We start from the raw sequence: 17,687 nt of genomic DNA, 5'->3' as shown, positions 1-17,687 counted from the left end.
ATCACCTAATGTGCCGGACGCGTGTTAAGCGCGTGCTGCGCGGACGTGTCGTGGGTGTACCACTTCCACGAACCCTCGTCCGGCCGCGACGACCGGCTGGGCGCCGGGCTCGGACGTCCGGTTCATGCGGCGCCGTGACCGGCCAGGAAGGCCAGCAGGTCCTGGCGGCTGACCACCCCGGTCGGCTTGCCCTCGACCAGCACGACCGCGGCGTCCGCGTTCTCCAGCACGCCCATCAGGTCGCCCACCCGCTCGCCCGAGCCGACCTGCGGCAGCGGCTTGCACATGTGCTTGTCCAGCGCGTCCTCGAGGGTGGCGCTCTTGGTGAACAGCGCGTGCAGCAGGTCGCGCTCGACGACCGAGCCGACGACCTCGGCGGCCATCACGTCCGGGTGCCCGGCGCCCGGCTTGACCACCGGCATCTGCGACACGCCGTACTCGCGCAGCACCTCGATGGCCTGGCCGACCGTCTCGTCCGGGTGCATGTGCACCAGGTTGGGGATGGCGCCCTGCTTGTTGGCGAGCACGTCGGCGACGCGGGCCTCGCCCTCGCCCTCGTCGAGGAAGCCGTGCGAGCTCATCCACTCGTCGCTGAAGATCTTCGACAGGTAGCCGCGGCCGCTGTCGGGCAGCAGCACGACCACCACGTCGTCGGGGCCGAGCCGCTCGGCGACCTTCAGCGCGGCCACCACGGCCATGCCGCACGAGCCGCCGACGAGCAGTCCCTCCTCCCGGGCCAGGCGGCGGGTCATCTGGAACGAGTCCTTGTCGGAGACCGCCACGATCTCGTCGGCCACGTCACGGTCGTAGGCGGTCGGCCAGAAGTCCTCGCCGACGCCCTCGACCAGGTAGGGGCGCCCGGAGCCGCCGCTGTACACGGAGCCCTCGGGGTCCGCGCCGACCACCTGCACCCGGCCGCCGCTGGCCTCCTTGAGGTAGCGGCCGGTGCCGGAGATGGTGCCGCCGGTGCCGACGCCCGCCACGAAGTGGGTGATCCTCCCGTCCGTCTGCTCCCACAGCTCGGGACCGGTGGAGTGGTAGTGCGACAGCGGGTTGTTCGGGTTGCTGTACTGGTCGGGCTTCCAGGCGTTGGGCGTCTCCCGCACCAGGCGGTCCGAGACGTTGTAGTACGAGTCCGGGTGCTCGGGGTCGACGGCCGTCGGGCAGACCACGACCTCGGCGCCGTACGCGCGCAGGACGTTGATCTTGTCCATGGACACCTTGTCCGGGCAGACGAAGATGCAGTGGTAGCCCTTGGTCTGGGCGACCATGGCCAGGCCCACGCCCGTGTTGCCCGAGGTCGGCTCCACGATGGTGCCGCCCGGCTTGAGCTCGCCGCTGCGTTCCGCGGCCTCGATCATGCGCAGCGCGATGCGGTCCTTCACCGAACCGCCGGGGTTGAAGTACTCGACCTTGGCCAGGACGGTCGCCTGGATGCCCTCGGTCACGCTGTGGAGCCTCACCAGCGGGGTGTTGCCGACGAGGCTGATCATCGAGTCGTGAAACTGCACCGTTGTCTCCGGGTTCTCCGTGATGGTGCGGCCAGCCTATTGGTGCGGTCGGCCCCCCGCACGAAACGTCGGCGGCCCGGTGCGCGTTGACGTTGGGGACGGGGCTCCGCGGGGCACCACTTGGTGTGACGGCCCGAGCACAGGGAAGGCGGCTGGTCGATGTCGAGGGCGAGGGTGGCACGGCGGATCGCGACCGCCGCCGCGTACGGCGGCGGCAGCATCGGCCTGATCGGCGGCGCGGCCGCGGGGCTGCTGCTGACCGAGGTCCGGCTGGCCAAGCGGCTGGTCGGCGGCTCGGGCGACGTCCCGCCGCGGGCGGACGGCAGGTACGGTTCGGCGTTCGCGCACCGCACCGACGAGCCGCCGCTGCGGCTCGGTTTCCTGGGCGACTCCACGGCCGCGGGGCAGGGGGTGCGGCGCGCCCGGGAGACGCCGGGGGCGCTGCTCGCCTCGGGGCTCGCCGCGGTCGCCGAGCGGCCGGTGCGGCTGGTGAACGTGGCCCTGCCCGGCGCGAAGTCCGACGACCTGCAGCGCCAGGTGTCCCTGCTGCTGGACTCCTCGATCCCCCCGCCCGACGTGGTGGTCATCATGATCGGCGCCAACGACGTGACGCGCCGCGTCCCACTGGCCGCCTCGGTGCGGCTGCTGTCGGACGCGGTGCGCAGGCTCCGGGACGCCGGCGCCCAGGTGGTGGTCGGCACGTGCCCTGATCTGGGGTCCGTCGAGCCGGTCTACCAGCCGCTGCGCTGGCTGGCCCGGCGGGCGAGCCGGCAGCTGGCGGCCGCGCAGACCATCGCGGTGGTCGGGCTCGGCGGCCGGACGGTCTCGCTGGGCGACCTGCTGGGCCCGGAGTTCGAGGCGCGGCCCCGGGAACTGTTCGGCCCGGACAACTTCCACCCCTCCGCCGAGGGGTACGCCACCGCCGCGATGGCGGTGCTGCCGACGCTGTGCGCCAGCCTGGGCCTGTGGCCGGAAGCCGACGAGCAGCCCGACGCCCGGCGCGGCGAGGGCTTCCTGCCGGTCGCCAAGGCGGCCGTGGCGGCCGCGTCCGAAGGCGGTACGGAGGTCACGCCGGCCGCCGCCGGCACCGGCCCGCGCGGGCGCTGGGCGCTGCTCAAGCGGCGCCGCCGGCGGCCGCTGGACGACGCGGCGACCGAGGAGCGGGCCGGGGAGGACGCGGCCGGCGGCCCGTCGGGGGCGGACGCCGGGGGCGCCGGGGGCACCACCGGGGACGCCGCCCACCGGTCGGCGTAGCATCGCGGTAAGCAAGCGCTCAGAAAGTAGTCCGCATCACAGCGGCGGTCTGATGACTCGCTGCGATACCTGCGGGTAACTTCCCTGGGGGTCTGCCCGACCGACCTTCCGTCACCTTCCGTCCACGGACGCCCCGAGCCGTCCGCCCCGCAGCCGCCGAGGAGTGCCGCGATGCCCGAAGCCGTCATCGTCTCAGCCGCCCGTTCACCCATCGGACGGGCCTTCAAGGGCTCGCTCAAGGAGCTGCGCCCGGACGACCTGGCCGCCACGATCATCCAGACCGCACTCGCCAAGGTGCCGCAGCTGGACCCGCGGGACATCGACGACCTGATGCTCGGCTGCGGCCTGCCCGGCGGCGAGCAGGGCTTCAACCTGGGCCGCATCGTGGCCGTGCAGATGGGCATGGACCACCTGCCCGGCTGCACGGTCACCCGCTACTGCTCCTCGTCGCTGCAGACCACGCGGATGGCGCTGCACGCGATCAAGGCCGGCGAGGGCGACGTCTTCGTCTCGGCCGGTGTCGAGATGGTGTCCCGCTTCACCAAGGGCAACTCCGACAGCCTCCCGGACACGATGAACCCGGTGTTCGACGACGCCCGGGCGCGCACCCTCAAGCGCGCCGAGGAGGGCGGCGGGGAGTGGCACGACCCGCGCGAGGACGGCCTGGTGCCCGACGCGTACATCGCGATGGGCCAGACCGCGGAGAACCTGGCGGCGCTCAAGAGCATCACGCGCGAGGACCAGGACGCGTTCGGCGTCCGCTCGCAGAACCTGGCCGAGGCCGCGCTGGCCAACGGCTTCTGGGAGCGCGAGATCACCCCGGTGACGCTGCCGGACGGCACGGTCGTCTCGAAGGACGACGGGCCGCGCGCGGGCGTCACCCTGGAGGGCGTGGCCGGCCTGAAGCCGGTGTTCCGCCCCGACGGCACCGTCACGGCGGGCAACTGCTGTCCTCTCAACGACGGCGCGGCCGCACTCGTGATCATGTCCGACACCAAGGCGCGCGAGCTGGGCGTCACGCCGCTGGCGCGGGTCGTCTCCACCGGCGTCTCCGGGCTGTCGCCCGAGATCATGGGCTACGGCCCGGTCGAGGCGTCCCACCAGGCGCTGCGGCGGGCCGGCATGTCCATCGGCGACATCGACCTCGTCGAGGTCAACGAGGCGTTCGCCGCCCAGGTCATCCCCTCCTACCGCGACCTCGGCATCGACCTGGACCGCCTCAACGTCAACGGCGGCGCGATCGCCGTCGGCCACCCCTTCGGCATGACCGGCGCGCGCATCACCGGCACCCTCATCAACAGCCTCCAGTTCCACGACAAGCAGTTCGGCCTGGAGACGATGTGCGTGGGCGGCGGCCAGGGCATGGCGATGGTGCTGGAGCGGCTGAGCTGAGTCGCAGCGGACGGTAGGGGCCGCCCGAGGCACGAGGACGGCACCTGCCGACCGCGGAGGCGAAGCGAAACGCGACCACAAGAACAGCGCGGTTGAGCTGAGTCGCAGCGGACGGTAGGGGCCGCCCGAGGCACGAGGACGGCACCTGCCGACCGCGGAGGCGAAGCGAAACGCGACCACAAGAACAGCGCGGTTGAGCTGAGTCGCACCTGCCGACCGTGAATTGCGCAGGATGCGACGCACCGTCATTGCCTGATGACAAGGAGCACGCGGTGTGACATAAGTCGCAACGAAATCGCCCCCGGGATGTGATTTTTCCTGGGGGCGTCCCGTTTGCGCAGGTCAGGCAGCGGAGTTCGGGGTGACTCGGGGCCGCAAACCTGTCCAATTGATGACGTTCCGCACTGCGAAGGCCAGGGGTTTACCGGCAAAGTGAGGTGTGGGGGAAGTTTCGCCCGCCACTGTGGTGGGCATTGCTCGGGTCGCATCAGTCGGGAGTACGTCAGTGAGTGCCAACTTCACCGTCCTGCTGGTGGCCGCGGGTCTCGCCGTGGCCGCGGGTTCCGCCGCCCTGCTCTCCACCCGTGCCGTGCGCCGTGAGCTGGCCGCTCTGCGCCGGGATCTCGCCGCCCTCCAGGTGCCCGCCCCGCGCGACGCCGGCGTCGACATCCGGGCCGCCGTGGCCGGGGCCCTCGCCGACGAGCGCGAGCGCGAGCTCGCCGAGGCCCGGGCCTTCTGGGCCGAGCAGGAGGCCCGCGAGACGGCCGGCGACACCGGTCTCTTCCGCGGCGGTCTCTTCGGCGCCCCGGGTGGGGCCGGCGCGTCCGCGGCGGCCGCGGACCTCCCGGACGCCGCGGACCCGTCCGGCGTGCCGGACTACGCCGCGGACTACGAGGTCCCGCCCGTCCTCCCCTACCTGCCGCGGCAGGCGGACTTCGCCGGGTTCGAGCCCGGCGGCGACCCCCTCCCCGACGTCTTCGAGCCGGAGGCGTCCGAGGCCACGCTGCCCGTGCCGGGCATGATCCCGCACCCGTCGGGTCCCGACTTCGCGCCGTCCCCGGTGGTCGCCTCGCGCGACCAGACCGCGGAGCGCCTCTCGGACCTCGCCGACGCGCGCATCCCGCTCGCCGACGTGCGGCCGGGCCCGCTCGGCACGCTCGACGTGTACGTGTTCGCGGACGGCACCACGCTGTGCATGACCCCGGGCCACCGCGAGACCGCGCTGCAGCTGTCGCAGGCGCTCAACCGCGGCGAAGTCCCGGTGCTGCGCGGCGGTTCGGCGATAGCGGGCGCGTACGCGCTCACGTTCGCCTACGGCGAGGAGAGCGTGTACGTCCTCGCCGACCGGGTCGTGGCCTCGCTCTGAGCCGCGCCCGCGGCCGCGTCGGTACCGGATCCGACCGGCACCGCGGCGCTCCGACGGCCTTCGGGGGCCCGCCGGCCGCGTCCTGACCCATCCGGGCCGGGCCGGGGTGGCCAGGGCCGTACCGGGCGGCACACGGCCGCCGTTGGGCCCTTCCCGGGCGATCCCCGCCCGGCCTGCCGCCACGCGCGGGCCCTTTCCGGGCCCTTCGCGCGCGTCCGGCGCCGCCGCGTCCGTCAGCCGACGGCCTTCGCGGTGCGAGCCATCCGCTCCAGCGCCTCGGTCAGCACCGCCTCGGCCCGGGCCGGGTCGTTCGCCGAGGCCCTGAGCAACTCGTTGCCCGCGACCGCCAGTTGGTCGCCGACCACGAAAAGGCCGTCGTCCGGGATCTCGTACGGTTCGCGTCCGGGGAACTCCAGCAGCTGCGCCTCCCGGGCCAGCCAGCGGGCGAGTTCGAGGCCCTCGGCCGCCGCCCCCGCCTGCAGACGGCGCTGCGGCAGCGAGCGCAGGCGCCCGGCGAGGCGTTCGACGGCGGTGTGCACAGCGGCGCGTTCCGGCATACCCGCGACCCTACCGGGGCGCGCGGAGGCGGCCCGCGCCTCTTTCCGCTGGCGCGGGATGGTTGCCAACAACCGACCATTCGGGCACGGTGGGGTGACCGGACCACATACCGGAGGCGCCGATGTCCCAAACGCACTTCTCCGAGGAAACCCACCGGAACCTGCTCGACCGCATTCCCCAATGCACGGGCCGCGACGTCAACGAGTGGCTGCGCGCCCTCGCCGACGGCCCCTCGTTCTTCCGCTTCGACGACAAGGTCAGCTGGCTGCGCAGCGAGCACGACCTCTCGTACGGGCACGCCAAGGCCCTCGTTCACGAGTACGACCTGCGCCGGGCCGCGCGCAACCTCCTCTAGGCCCTGTCGCCGGGCCGCCCGCAACCCTCCTTCAGCGCCGGGCCGTTCGGCCCCGCCCCTTTCTCCTCCGCCCGCAGCCGACAGCGACGGGCCGCCGGGAAGTCCTGCTTCCCGGCGGCCCGTTCGGCTGCCCTGCGGTCCGTGCCCGCGGTCCGTGCCCGGGGCCGGTGCGACGCGGGCGCTCGCGCCCGGACGCGCGTCAGTCGCGCAGGATCGCGATCAGGCGCAGCAGTTCGAGGTAGATCCACACCAGCGACAGCGTCAGGCCGAACGCGGCCAGCCACGACTCGTTGCGCGGGGCGCCGTAGCGGATGCCGTCCTCGATCTGCTTGAAGTCCAGCGACAGGAAGAACGCGCCGAGCCCGATGCCGAGCAGGCAGAAGACGATGCCGAGACCACCGGTCGCCAGACCCAGTCCGTTGCCGGCGCCGAACGCCGCGAACAGCAGGTTGACCACCAGGGCGAACATGAAGCCGATGGCGATCGCCATGCCGATCCGCTGGTAGCGGGCGGTGACGCGGATGATCCTGGCCCGGTAGGCGATGAGCATGCCGGCGAACACCGCCATGGTGCCGAGCACCGCCTGCACCGGCGCGCCCTGCCACGCCTCGTTGTAGGCACGGCTGAGGACGCCGAGGAACACGCCCTCGAAGATGGCGTACCCCACGATCAGCGCGGGTGACGGGGTGCGCTTGAAGGACTGGATGATGGCCAGCACGAACGCCACGAGGGCGGCGCCGTACGCGATGCCGACGTGGTCGCCGAGGGCGAACCAGCCGAGGACGACACCCACCACGACCGTGCCCAGGGTGATCCCGGTCCGCATGACGACGTCGTCGATCGTCATCCGGCCCGTCTCGGCGGGTCCCGCGGACGGGCCCGCGTACGCCTCCTCCATCTGCTGGGGAGTCATGGGCTGCTGCTGGTCGTACGGGTTGCGCCCGGCCTGCTGGTAGGGGGCGCCGGCGCCTTGCTGGGCGTACGGGTTGCCACCGCTGTACTGCGCGTAAGGGTCGCCGCCCTGCTGGGCACCCGTGCCGAATCCGGCGTACTCGTTCCCGCGGGTGAAGCCCCGCCGGGAGAAGACCGGGTTGCTGCTCCTCATCTCACTCCTCCATGGCCGCGTGATGCGACAGTTCCTCAAGAGTAATGGCTTGGCAAAAAGTCATGCGTACGCCTGGAGGAGGATCTTCCCCCTGACCCGACCCGCAGTCACCCCTTTCAGCGGTTCGCGGGCTATCCGGTGGACTCCTGCCGCCGGGCGGGGTATCACTGAGGAGTGGAGACGAACACGCGTTCGAACATCAGGGAGCAGGCCATGCCACGCCCCGACCACACGCGCGCGCTGCACGCGGCGCTGATCACCGCGGCGCGCGGCCTGCCGGTCATCCCCCTGTCCCGCAGCAAACTCCCCGCCGTCCGCTCCCCGCACCGCGACGAGCTGCGGGCGACCGCGTGCCGCGGCGAGTGCGGCCGCCCCGGGCACGGCGTGCACGACGCGACGTCGGATCCGGCCCGGATCCGCGCGCTGTTCGCGGTCGCCCCCTGGGCGACCGGCTACGGCATCGCGTGCGGCCAGGCGCCGCTGCACCTCGTCGGTGTCGACCTGGACGTCAAGCACGGCACCGACGGAGTCGGCGCGCTGCGCGCGCTGGCCGCGTCCCACGGCTTCGACGTCCCGCCGACGGTGACGGTGGTGACCCCGAGCGGCGGCCGCCACCTGTGGTTCACCGCACCGGGCCCGGTGCCCAACTCGGCGGGCCGGCTGGCTCCTGGCATCGACATACGCGGGGCCGGCGGCTACGTCGTCGGCCCGGGTTCGCGCACCGTCGCCGGCCACTACCACCTGGCACCGGGCAGCGCGGGCAATCCGCTGGCCGAGGCCCCGCCGGCCCTGCTCCACCTCGCCGCCCCGCCCCCGGCACCCCCGCGCACGGACGAGCAGGACCACCCGCGGCACCCCGCGGAGAAGCGGGCCGCCGCCCTGGTGCGCTTCGTGCTGGACTCCCGCGCGGGCGAGCGCAACGGGCGCCTGTTCTGGGCCGCGTGCCGCGCGTACGACGCCGGGTTCGGTGACGCGCTCGCGCCCGCGCTGGTGACCGCGGCCGTCCACACCGGCCTCAGCGAGCGCGAGGCCGCCGCGACCGTGGCCTCGGCCGGCCGTCTGCGGGCCGCGGTGGAGCCCTGACGGCGCGGATCACCACACCGGGGTGCGGCGCACGGGGCCGCACCCCGGTGTGCGTTCCGGCGGCGGAGGATCGTGCGGGCGTGGGGCCCGTCGCCGAACCCGCGAGACCGGCGGGACCGGCAGGAGTCAGCGGGGGTGAGGGAAGTCGGCGGGAGTCGGCGGGAGTCCGGAATACAGCGGCTTCGTGAGCGGGCCACCCATGAATGGGGCGCACCGTGATCCCCACGGTGCGCCGAACGCCCCAGCCGGACGGCCGGGTTCCGGCCGCTTCCCCCGTCAAGCCTGCGAACGAGCCCTGTGCCCGGAGCCGGACTTGAACCGGCACGCCCACGTGGGGGCAGCGAGGTTTAAGCTCGCCGTGTCTGCGTTCCACCATCCGGGCCGGCGGGGCGCAAGTGAAAGCGTATCTGTGTCGGGCGTCACGAACAGGACGCCCAGGTTGCCATGTTGTCTGATTTTAGGCGTTACTGACTCGACGTCAGGTGCAAGAGACCGGTCCCACCGCACCACAGCGCAGTTCACAGCAGTAACAGCCCTTACGTACAAGTGACGTGATTTCGCTCTCCGCGACCGGACGCCGACCCACCGTGGGGGCAACGTTATCCCCGGCCGGAGGGGGTTTTACCCCCGCCGGCCGCGGGACTCGGGCTAGGAGAGCCACTCCGTACGGGTGGCCGGCATCCCCGCGTCGCCCTCGTCGCCGGTCCGCACGGCGAGGACCTGATTCACGCCGATCCGGTTCCGCTGGAACGACACCGCCGACGCCGCCATGTAGAGCCGCCACACCCGGGCCCGGCCCTCGGACGTCGCGGCCGCGGCCGCCGTCCAGTGGTCCTCCAGGTTCGCCACCCAGGCGCGCAGCGTGCGCGCGTAGTGCTCACGCAGCGCCTCCACGTCGCGCACCTCGAAACCGGCCTCTTCCAGGCGGGCGACGGTCGTCCCGACCGGCGACAGCTCCCCGTCCGGGAAGACGTACCGGTCGATGAACTCGTCGACGTGGTAACCGGCCTCGTCGACGAGCGGACGGCGGGCGATCTGGTGGTTGAGCAGCCGCCCGCCGGGGCGCACCAGCGCGTACAGGGTGCGGGCGTACTCCAGGTAGCCCTCGCTGCCGACGTGTTCGGCCATGCCGATCGACGAGATCGCGTCGAACGGCCCGTCCTTGACGTCGCGGTAGTCCTGCACCCGGATGTCGATCCGGTCGGTGAGCCCGGCGTCGGCGACGCGCTTGCGGGCGTAGCCGGCCTGCTCGCCCGACAGGGTGATGCCGGTGGCCCGCACCCCGTAGTGCTCGGCCGCGTGCAGCACCATCGAGCCCCAGCCGCAGCCGACGTCCAGCAGCCGCAGGCCGGGCCGGAGCTGCAGCTTGCGGCACACCAGGTCCAGCTTGGCGCGCTGCGCGTCCTCCAGGGTGGCGGCGCCCCCACCCTCGGCGGCGGGGCCCGCCCCGGCTCCGGACGCGGCGGCGGGTACCGCCACATCCGGCCACACCGCGCAGGAGTACACCATCGAAGGGCCGAGGACCATCGCGTAGAAGTCGTTGCCCACGTCGTAGTGGTGGGAGATGGCCGCCCTGTCGCGCCGCTTGGTGTGGACGGGGCCCGTCCTGCGCCGGGCCTCCTCCGGTGGCGGCGCCGGCGGCAGCCCCGGCCCCGTCAGGGCCAGCGCGCTGCGGGCCATCCGGTAGGTCACCGGGTCGCGCAGCGCGGCCGCGGCGTTGCGGACGACCTCGGCCGGGCCGCGGGAGGCGCCGGGTTCCGGCCGCTCCCACAGGAGTCCGGCCAGCCGGTCGAGCGCCTCGTACAGGTCGCCCTCGATGTCGAGCTCGCCGGCCACCCAGGCGCGGGCCAGGCCGAGTTCTCCCGGCCGCCACAGCACGCGGCGCAGCGCCTTGCGCTGCGCGAGGACCAGGACGGGTGCGCCGGTGGGCCCGGCCTCGCTGCCGTCCCACGCGCGAACGCGCAGCGGGAACGGGGTCGAGAGAGCGTGTTCGGCGAGTTCCACGATGCGATGAGCCGCGTCAGCCATGCTTCGAGCGTACGACCGGAATTCGCCCTTGACCCGTATATCTACCTTGCGGATACACCCAGTTGACCCAGAAGGCTCCAGGCCGGCGCGCCCGGCCGGGGACGCGGGGGCGGAAACGGCTGGTCGCATGGCCCGTCCGGCCTATTCCGCGCACCTTCCGCGCACCCGCCGCGGCCCGCCCCCGGACACGCCGAAGGGCGCCCGCACCACGGATGGCGGGCGCCCTTCGGTTCAGTGGGCTGTGCTGCTGCCCCGCGTCAGGACGCGGCGGCCTTCTCCGCCGGAGCGGACGGAGCCGGGACGGCCTTGGCGGACGGCTGGGCCGGGATCGGCGGCCGCGCGGCCTCGTAGAACTCCTCGCGGGGGTTCTCGATCGCGCCGAGGGAGACGACCTCGCGCTTGAGGAACATCCCCAGCGTCCAGTCGGCGAAGACCCGGATCTTGCGGTTCCAGGTCGGGACCGCGAGGCCGTGGTAGCCACGGTGCATGTACCAGGCGAGGCGGCCCTTGAGCTTGATCTTCGTCTTGCCGACGACGATCATCGCGACGCCCTTGTGCAGGCCCAGGCCCGCGACGGCGCCCTTGTTGGCGTGCTTGTACTCGGCCTGCGGGAAGCCGCGCATGCCGGACACCACGTTGTCGCCGAGCACCTTGGCCTGACGGAGCGCGTGCTGCGCGTTCGGCGGGCACCAGGCGCCCTCGCCGACCGCGAGGTCGGGGATCTGGGCGTTGTCGCCGGCGGCCCAGATGTAGTCGGTGCCCTGCACCTGGAGGGTGGCCGCGGTGTCCACGTGACCGCGCGGGCCGAGCGGCAGGCCGAAGTGGGCCAGCGCCGGGTTGGGCTTCACGCCGGCGGTCCACACGATGGTGGAGGCGTCGACCTCGAGCCCGTTGGCGAGCACCACGTGCTTGTCGACGCACGACGTCATCGACGTGCTGAGGTAGACCTCGATGCCGCGCTCCTGCAGGTGCTCCAGCCCCCACTTGCCGAGCTGCGGGCCGACCTCGGGGAGGATCTTGTCCGCGGCGTCGACGAGGATGAAGCGCATGTCCTCGCGCTTGACGTTCGGGTAGTACGCGGCGGCGTCGCGGGCCATGTCCTCGACCTCGCCGATCGTCTCCGCGCCGGCGAACCCGCCGCCGACGAAGACGAAGGTGAGCGCCTTGCGGCGGATCTCCTCGTCGTTGGTGGAGTCGGCCTTGTCCAGCTGCTCCAGGACGTGGTTGCGCAGGCCGATGGCCTCCTCGACACCCTTCATCCCGATGCCGTTCTCGGCCAGGCCGGGGATCGGGAAGGTCCGGGAGACCGCGCCGAGCGCGATCACCAGGTAGTCGAAGGGCAGCTCGTAGGACTCGCCGACGAGCGGCTCGACCGAGGCGACCTTGCGGTCCTGGTCGATGGTGGTGACCCGCCCGGTGAGCACCTCCGCCCCGGGAAGCACGCGTCGCAGCGGGACGACGACATGCCGCGGGGAGATGCTGCCTGCTGCGGTTTCGGGAAGGAAGGGCTGGTACGTCATGTACGAGCGCGGGTCGACGACCGTGACGGTCGCCTCGCCGTACCGCATCTTCTTCATGATGCGGCGCGCCGCGTACAGGCCGACGTAACCGCCGCCTACAACGAGGATCCGTGGACGCTCCGTGGTGCTCATGCTTTGAGTATCCAGCACGGTGGAGGGGGGACCTCGTGAGCCCCTTCACAAGGTCTGCAACACCCTGTGCTACACTGCGCGACTTCATGACCTGGGGCGGAAGCCGCCCCTGGGGCCGCAGCGGTCCCCCGCCGTTTATACATGGCGCTGAGCAGCGTGGATCGGTTCACGGGCGGCTGAGACCGTGCGGCGCGACACCCCCGGGAATCCTCGACACACCAGGGATTCCAGGGGATTTGGCGCCGCACGCCTTGGAAAGTCGGGCCATCTCCCGGGAACTTCATGTGAAGAGTTTCACAAAGGTTGTCGCCGGACCACGATCCGGACACCCCGCGGACCCCCCGCAACCCGCTCACCAGGCGCGTCGCACCCTCAGCTGAGCACACTCCAGGCGATTCCGTCGAGGATGTCGTGCTCGCTGACGACCACGTCCTTCGCCCCCGTGCGCTCCATGACGCGCAGCAGGACGAGGGCTCCCGCGGCGATGACGTCGACCCGGCCCTCGTGGATGACGCGGTGCGCGGCGCGCTCGGCGTGGGTGGCGGTCAGCAGCTCGCCGCTGATCCGCCGCACCTGCTCCAGCGACACGCGGGAGTGGTGGATGGCCGCGGAGTCGTACTCCGGCAGGTCCAGCGCGAGGGCGGCCACGGTGGTCACCGAGCCGGCCAGCCCGACCAGCGTGCGGGCCCGCTCCAGCGGCACCGCGCGGGCCGCCTCGTCCAGTGCCGCGTCGACGTCGGCGGTCATCGCCGCGATCTGCGCGGGCGTCGGCGGGTCGGTCACCTCCCCGTCGTGCACGAGGTGCCGCTCGGTCATCCGCACGCAGCCGACGTCCACCGAGCGGGCCGCGCTCACCTGACCGTCGCCGAGCACGAACTCGGTGGAGCCGCCGCCGATGTCGACCACCAGATACGGCGTCTGCATGCCGTGCTCGCCGGTGAGTTCGCGGGTGGCGCCGGTGAAGGAGAACTCCGCCTCCTGGTCGCCGCTGATCACCTCGGGCTCGACGCCGAGGATGCCGACGACCCCGCGCACGAACGCGTCCCGGTTCTCCGCGTCGCGGGACGCGGAGGTGGCCACGAAGCGGATCCGGTCGGCGGGCACGCCGTGCTCCCGGATCACCTCCGCGTACTCGCGGCACGCCGCGAAGGTGCGCTCCAGCGCCTCGGGCGCCAGCCGCCCGGTGCGGTCCACGCCCTGGCCGAGCCGCACGATCCTCATCCTGCGGTCCAGCTCGTCCAGCGCGCCGGTCACGGGGTCGAGGTCGGCGACGAGCAGCCGGATGGAGTTGGTGCCGCAGTCGACGGCGGCGACACGGGTGGTCACGCGGGCTCCTCGGGGGACGTGCCGGGGGTCTGCGGGGTCACGCACGGCCCCTTGGCCCACCAGTCGGGCAGCAGGTCGAGCGTCTCGTCGCCCAGCGGGTTGACGCCGCGTCCCGCGGCCAGCGCGTGGCCGGCGAGCACGTGCAGGCACTTGACCCGGTCGGGCATGCCGCCCGCGCTCGGGAAGCCCTCGAGCACCTCGACGGCGTCGCGCCGCGCGAGGTAGTCCTCGTGCGCGGCCCGGTAGCCGGCGGCCAGTTCGGGGTCCTCGGCGAGCTGGGCCGTCATCCGCTTCATCACGCCGTCCGCCTCCAGCGTGCCGATCGCGGAGGCCGCGCGCGGGCACGTCAGGTAGTACAGCGTCGGGAAGGGCGTGCCGTCCTCCAGCCGCGGCTGGGTCTCGACCACGTCGGGGTTGCCGCAGGGGCAGCGGTGCGCGACGCCGCGCAGCCCGCGCGGCGGACGGCCCAACTGGGCGTGCACGGCCTCGATGTCCGCGGCGCTCGGCGGCGTCGGGGCGGGCGGCGGGGGCGGGAAGCGGTCCTCGGAGCTGTTCATGAGAGGTTCTGGAGCCTTCTGCCTCGGCGGGAGGCATGTCGTTCGCGGGGCGCGGGCGCCGTCCGCCGGTTCGGGGCGACGCGCGGGGTCGGGGTCGGGACGCGGGTGGCCGGATCGGTGCGCGCGGGGTCGGGGTCGGGACGCGGGTGGCCGGATCGGTGCGCGCGGGGTCGGGGCGGGGTCAGTGCGAGCGGGGGGCGGCGGCCGCGTCGGCCCGGTCCACGCCGTTCCACAGGTTGTCGTACCACGGGCGGTGCGCGGCGGCCTCGGCCGTGGCGCGGTGCTCGGCCACCGCGTCGCCGGTGGGCGCCGGCCCGCCCGCGACCTGGTAGCCGGTCTCCCCCGGCATCACGTAGTGCAGGTGCTCGCGGGCCTGGGCGCGGACGTAGTCCGGGTCCTGCCAGCGGGCCTTCTCCTGGCGCAGCTGCTCGACCTTCTTCTCCGCCTCCCGCGCCTGGCGGCGCTGGTCGGCGATGTCGGAGCGCTGGGCGACGTACTGCCGCATCGGGTAGGCCAGGGCCACGACCAGGGAGCAGAGCACCAGGGCGAGCAGGGCGGCCCGTCCGGTCAGCTTGTTGCGCCGTACCGGGCGCCTGGCCGCGGCCCGGTAGACCCGGGCCTGGGCCTCCTGCCCGATGGCCTTCAGCCGGGCCGCGGTGGAGAACCGGTCCGCCCCCACGAGTCACTCCCCTCGTCGCCGTCACGCGCACGTCCCCGCCCACGGTACGGGACCGGGTGCGGGGACGTACGGAGCGGCGGGACAGCGGCGCGCGGAGCGGCATGTGCCGCGCCCGGGTCAGCCCTTGAAGCGGGGGAACGCGCTGCGGCCGGCGTACACCGCGGCGTCGTCGAGGATCTCCTCGATGCGCAGCAGCTGGTTGTACTTCGCGACGCGCTCGGAACGGGCCGGGGCGCCGGTCTTGATCTGGCCGCAGTTCACCGCGACGGCCAGGTCGGCGATGGTGACGTCCTCGGTCTCGCCGGAGCGGTGCGACATCATGCACTTGTAGCCGTTGCGCTGGGCCAGCTCGACGGCGTCCAGCGTCTCGGTGAGCGAGCCGATCTGGTTCACCTTCACCAGCAGCGCGTTGGCGGTGTCGTTGTCGATGCCCTTCTGCAGCCGCTCGGGGTTGGTGACGAACAGGTCGTCGCCGACCAGCTGGACCTTCGCGCCCAGCTTGTCCGTGATGGTCTTCCAGCCGTCCCAGTCGTCCTCGAACAGCGGGTCCTCGATGGAGACCAGCGGGTACGCGTCCACCAGCTCCGCGTAGTACTCGGTCATCTCGGCCGCGCTGCGCTTCTTGCCCTCGAACTCGTAGGCGCCGTCCTTGTAGAACTCGGAGGCGGCCACGTCCAGCGCGAGCGCGACGTCCTGGCCCGGGGTGTAGCCGGCCAGCTTGATGGCCTCCAGGATGAGGTCGAGTGCCTCGCGGTTGGAGCCGAGGTTCGGGGCGAAGCCGCCCTCGTCGCCCAGGCCGGTGCCCAGGCCGCGGGACTTCAGCACGCCCTTGAGGGTGTGGTAGACCTCGGCGCCCCAGCGGACGGCCTCGGAGAACGACTCGGCGCCGATCGGCGCGATCATGAACTCCTGGATGTCGACGTTGGAGTCCGCGTGCGAGCCGCCGTTGAGGATGTTCATCATCGGGACCGGCAGGACGTGCGCGTTCGGGCCGCCCAGGTAGCGGAAGAGCGGCAGGTCGGACGCCTCGGAGGCGGCGTGCGCGACGGCCAGCGAGACGCCCAGGATGGCGTTGGCGCCGAGCGAGGACTTGTCCGGGGTGGCGTCCAGGTCGAACATCGCCTGGTCGATCAGGCGCTGCTCGGTGGCGTCGTAGCCGACGAGCTCCGGCCCGATCTGCTCGATGACCGCGAGGACGGCCTTCTCGACGCCCTTGCCCTGGTAGCGGTTCTTGTCGCCGTCACGGAGTTCGAGGGCCTCGAAGGCGCCGGTGGAGGCGCCGGACGGAACGGCCGCACGGCCGGTGCTGCCGTCGTCGAGGCCGACCTCGACCTCGACGGTGGGGTTGCCTCGCGAGTCGAGGATTTCCCGGGCTACGACGACGTCGATGGACGGCACGTGGTCTCCTTCAGAGAGCTGAGATGTCTTCTCGCTTTTTTTCGGGACGAGCCTAACCGCCCCGGACCCCTGGATCGGCGGTCGGCCCGTCCCCTGAGACGGAAGTCGACCGCCCGGACGGCCCACCGCGACGACGGCGACCCCGCCCCGGGCACGCCGCAGGGGGACTGCGTGTCCGGGGCGGGGCCGCCGATGGGTGCGGGCGCCGTCGCCGCGCGGCCGGCCGGTGATCCGCTGGCCGCGATCACCTGGGGGTGATTCAGGCGAGCTTGAGGTGCTGACCCGGGTAGATCAGGTTCGCGTCCTTGACGGTGTCCTTGTTCAGCTCGAACAGCTTGTGCCAGCCGCCGGACACGTGGTGCGCCGTGGCGATCTTGGACAGGGTGTCGCCGTGGCGGACGACGTAGCTGCCGTGGCCCTTGGACCAGGTGCCGCTCTTCTTCCACGAGGTCGCCGCGTGGGACGACGACGCGGTGCTGGAGCTGCTGGAGGAGCTGGAGCTGGCCTGGGTGGAGGTCGAGCCGGTGGAGCTGGAGGAGCTCGACGAACCGCCGGGGTTGATGTCGGGGGACGGGCCGCCCGCGGTCAGGCCGCCGGCCGAGGCGCAGGACCAGGCGGACGGGCCCTGCAGGGCGAGCAGCTTCTCCGCGACGGCTATCTGCTGGTCCTTGGTGGCCAGGTCGGCGCGCTGCGCGTACTGCAGGCCGCCGGCGGCCGCCCAGCTGGACTGCGAGAACTGCAGACCGCCGTAGTAGCCGTTGCCGGTGTTGATGCTCCAGTTGCCGCCGGACTCGCACTGGGCGACCGCGTCCCAGGTGGCGACCGAAGCGGCGGAGGAGGAGGTCGCGCCGATCAGCGGCGCGGCGATCGCGACGCCGGCGACGCCGGCGACGGAGGCGAGACGCACGAGCGTCTTGTTCGAGGGACGACGGTGCTTACCCATGGTGTTAGTCCTCACCGACGCCTGCGAGGTCAGCTGTCGGGTTCGGGCGTGAGTTGCCCGGCCGGGCCGCGAGCAGGCGGCGTTGTTCGGCTTCACCCCGAGCCGGAGCCGGCGTCGTACTCCTCCGCGCAGCGGGTTGCTGTCCGGTGCTGCGCGGCGTACGTCTGCCGGTCCGGCGGAAGACTTTGGGTCCCCCGCTCCTGCCTACGGCGCTCTCGCGTCGACTGTTCCCGTCGGCCGGCGGCAGGACTCGGCGTTCCGCTCCGGCGGGGCTCGCTGTGGCGAGCGAGAAGACGGTAAGCACACCCCCCCGGCTTGTTCAAACAATCCGATTTCGGGCGCCAACTGCGGCCGCCTGTTCGGCGGGTGGGGTAAACCGCAGGTCGGAGGGGTGGATCTCAGCGCTCTGCGAGCGGGCGGTCACAGCGGCCGGCGAGACCCTTGTCACATGCGGAATGATCACCGCACGGCAGTTCGTCC

Annotated in this window: 15 protein-coding genes and 1 tRNA gene; 5 read left to right on the top strand and 11 right to left on the bottom strand. The window is 72.7% G+C overall.

Annotation, left to right across the window (positions count from 1 at the left end; genetic code table 11):
- Positions 1–122: 122 nt before the first annotated feature.
- A complete protein-coding gene (locus BMW99_RS27970; RefSeq protein WP_069466691.1) occupies positions 123–1,511 on the bottom strand; it encodes a cystathionine beta-synthase in 1,389 nt (462 codons plus the stop codon).
- 159 nt (positions 1,512–1,670) lie between these two features.
- Between BMW99_RS27970 and BMW99_RS27965 the strand changes: the two genes are divergently transcribed.
- The 3 genes from BMW99_RS27965 to BMW99_RS27955 all read left to right on the top strand — a co-directional run bounded on the left by BMW99_RS27965 (position 1,671) and on the right by BMW99_RS27955 (position 5,523).
- Positions 1,671–2,765: an SGNH/GDSL hydrolase family protein gene (locus BMW99_RS27965; protein ID WP_075017773.1), complete on the top strand. Its 1,095-nt coding sequence runs from the start codon at positions 1,671–1,673 to the stop codon at positions 2,763–2,765.
- 171 nt (positions 2,766–2,936) lie between these two features.
- A complete protein-coding gene (locus BMW99_RS27960) occupies positions 2,937–4,157 on the top strand; it encodes an acetyl-CoA C-acetyltransferase (protein WP_075017772.1) in 1,221 nt (406 codons plus the stop codon).
- A 505-nt stretch (positions 4,158–4,662) separates the two neighbouring features.
- Positions 4,663–5,523 (top strand): hypothetical protein, encoded by an 861-nt coding sequence (locus tag BMW99_RS27955; protein ID WP_069467226.1) that lies wholly within the window; start codon positions 4,663–4,665, stop codon positions 5,521–5,523.
- 233 nt (positions 5,524–5,756) lie between these two features.
- Here the strand turns inward: BMW99_RS27955 and BMW99_RS27950 are convergent, their stop codons facing one another.
- Positions 5,757–6,080 (bottom strand): hypothetical protein, encoded by a 324-nt coding sequence (locus BMW99_RS27950; RefSeq protein WP_069467227.1) that lies wholly within the window; start codon positions 6,078–6,080, stop codon positions 5,757–5,759.
- Positions 6,081–6,202: 122 nt separating this feature from the next.
- Here BMW99_RS27950 and BMW99_RS27945 point away from each other — a divergent pair, with 122 nt between their 5' ends.
- Positions 6,203–6,436 carry a DUF4287 domain-containing protein gene (locus tag BMW99_RS27945; protein WP_069467228.1) on the top strand — a complete coding sequence of 78 codons (234 nt, stop codon included), beginning with the start codon at positions 6,203–6,205 and terminating at the stop codon, positions 6,434–6,436.
- 199 nt (positions 6,437–6,635) lie between these two features.
- Here the strand turns inward: BMW99_RS27945 and BMW99_RS27940 are convergent, their stop codons facing one another.
- Positions 6,636–7,541 (bottom strand): Bax inhibitor-1/YccA family protein, encoded by a 906-nt coding sequence (locus BMW99_RS27940; RefSeq protein ID WP_069467229.1) that lies wholly within the window; start codon positions 7,539–7,541, stop codon positions 6,636–6,638.
- 213 nt (positions 7,542–7,754) lie between these two features.
- Here BMW99_RS27940 and BMW99_RS27935 point away from each other — a divergent pair, with 213 nt between their 5' ends.
- A complete protein-coding gene (locus BMW99_RS27935; protein ID WP_075017771.1) occupies positions 7,755–8,624 on the top strand; it encodes a bifunctional DNA primase/polymerase in 870 nt (289 codons plus the stop codon).
- Between the two features lie 298 nt (positions 8,625–8,922).
- Here the strand turns inward: BMW99_RS27935 and BMW99_RS27930 are convergent.
- The 8 genes from BMW99_RS27930 to BMW99_RS27895 all read right to left on the bottom strand — a co-directional run bounded on the left by BMW99_RS27930 (position 8,923) and on the right by BMW99_RS27895 (position 17,207).
- Positions 8,923–9,006 (bottom strand) — tRNA-Leu (locus BMW99_RS27930).
- Between the two features lie 266 nt (positions 9,007–9,272).
- A complete protein-coding gene (locus BMW99_RS27925) occupies positions 9,273–10,652 on the bottom strand; it encodes an SAM-dependent methyltransferase (protein WP_069461962.1) in 1,380 nt (459 codons plus the stop codon).
- A 257-nt stretch (positions 10,653–10,909) separates the two neighbouring features.
- Positions 10,910–12,304: an NAD(P)/FAD-dependent oxidoreductase gene (locus BMW99_RS27920; protein WP_069461963.1), complete on the bottom strand. Its 1,395-nt coding sequence runs from the start codon at positions 12,302–12,304 to the stop codon at positions 10,910–10,912.
- A gap of 372 nt (positions 12,305–12,676) precedes the next feature.
- On the bottom strand, positions 12,677–13,630 hold the full coding sequence (locus BMW99_RS27915; RefSeq protein WP_069461964.1) for a Ppx/GppA phosphatase family protein: 954 nt from the start codon (positions 13,628–13,630) through the stop codon (positions 12,677–12,679).
- Positions 13,627–14,187, bottom strand: a complete 561-nt coding sequence (locus BMW99_RS27910; RefSeq protein ID WP_075017770.1) for a DUF501 domain-containing protein — start codon at positions 14,185–14,187, stop codon at positions 13,627–13,629. The genes BMW99_RS27915 and BMW99_RS27910 overlap by 4 nt, the downstream gene beginning before the upstream one ends.
- A 181-nt stretch (positions 14,188–14,368) precedes the next feature.
- Positions 14,369–14,866 (bottom strand): FtsB family cell division protein, encoded by a 498-nt coding sequence (locus tag BMW99_RS27905; RefSeq protein WP_075017769.1) that lies wholly within the window; start codon positions 14,864–14,866, stop codon positions 14,369–14,371.
- Between the two features lie 117 nt (positions 14,867–14,983).
- On the bottom strand, positions 14,984–16,264 hold the full coding sequence (gene eno, locus BMW99_RS27900; RefSeq protein ID WP_069461961.1) for a phosphopyruvate hydratase: 1,281 nt from the start codon (positions 16,262–16,264) through the stop codon (positions 14,984–14,986).
- Positions 16,265–16,523: 259 nt separating this feature from the next.
- On the bottom strand, positions 16,524–17,207 hold the full coding sequence (locus tag BMW99_RS27895) for a transglycosylase family protein (protein WP_069467477.1): 684 nt from the start codon (positions 17,205–17,207) through the stop codon (positions 16,524–16,526).
- Positions 17,208–17,687 lie beyond the last annotated feature (480 nt).

The sequence above is a fragment of the Actinacidiphila rubida genome (assembly GCF_900110255.1).
In the GTDB taxonomy this organism is placed as follows: domain Bacteria; phylum Actinomycetota; class Actinomycetes; order Streptomycetales; family Streptomycetaceae; genus Actinacidiphila; species Actinacidiphila rubida.
The sequence above is the reverse complement of the archived record's forward strand: the minus strand, read 5'-3'. Positions and strand labels throughout refer to the sequence as shown.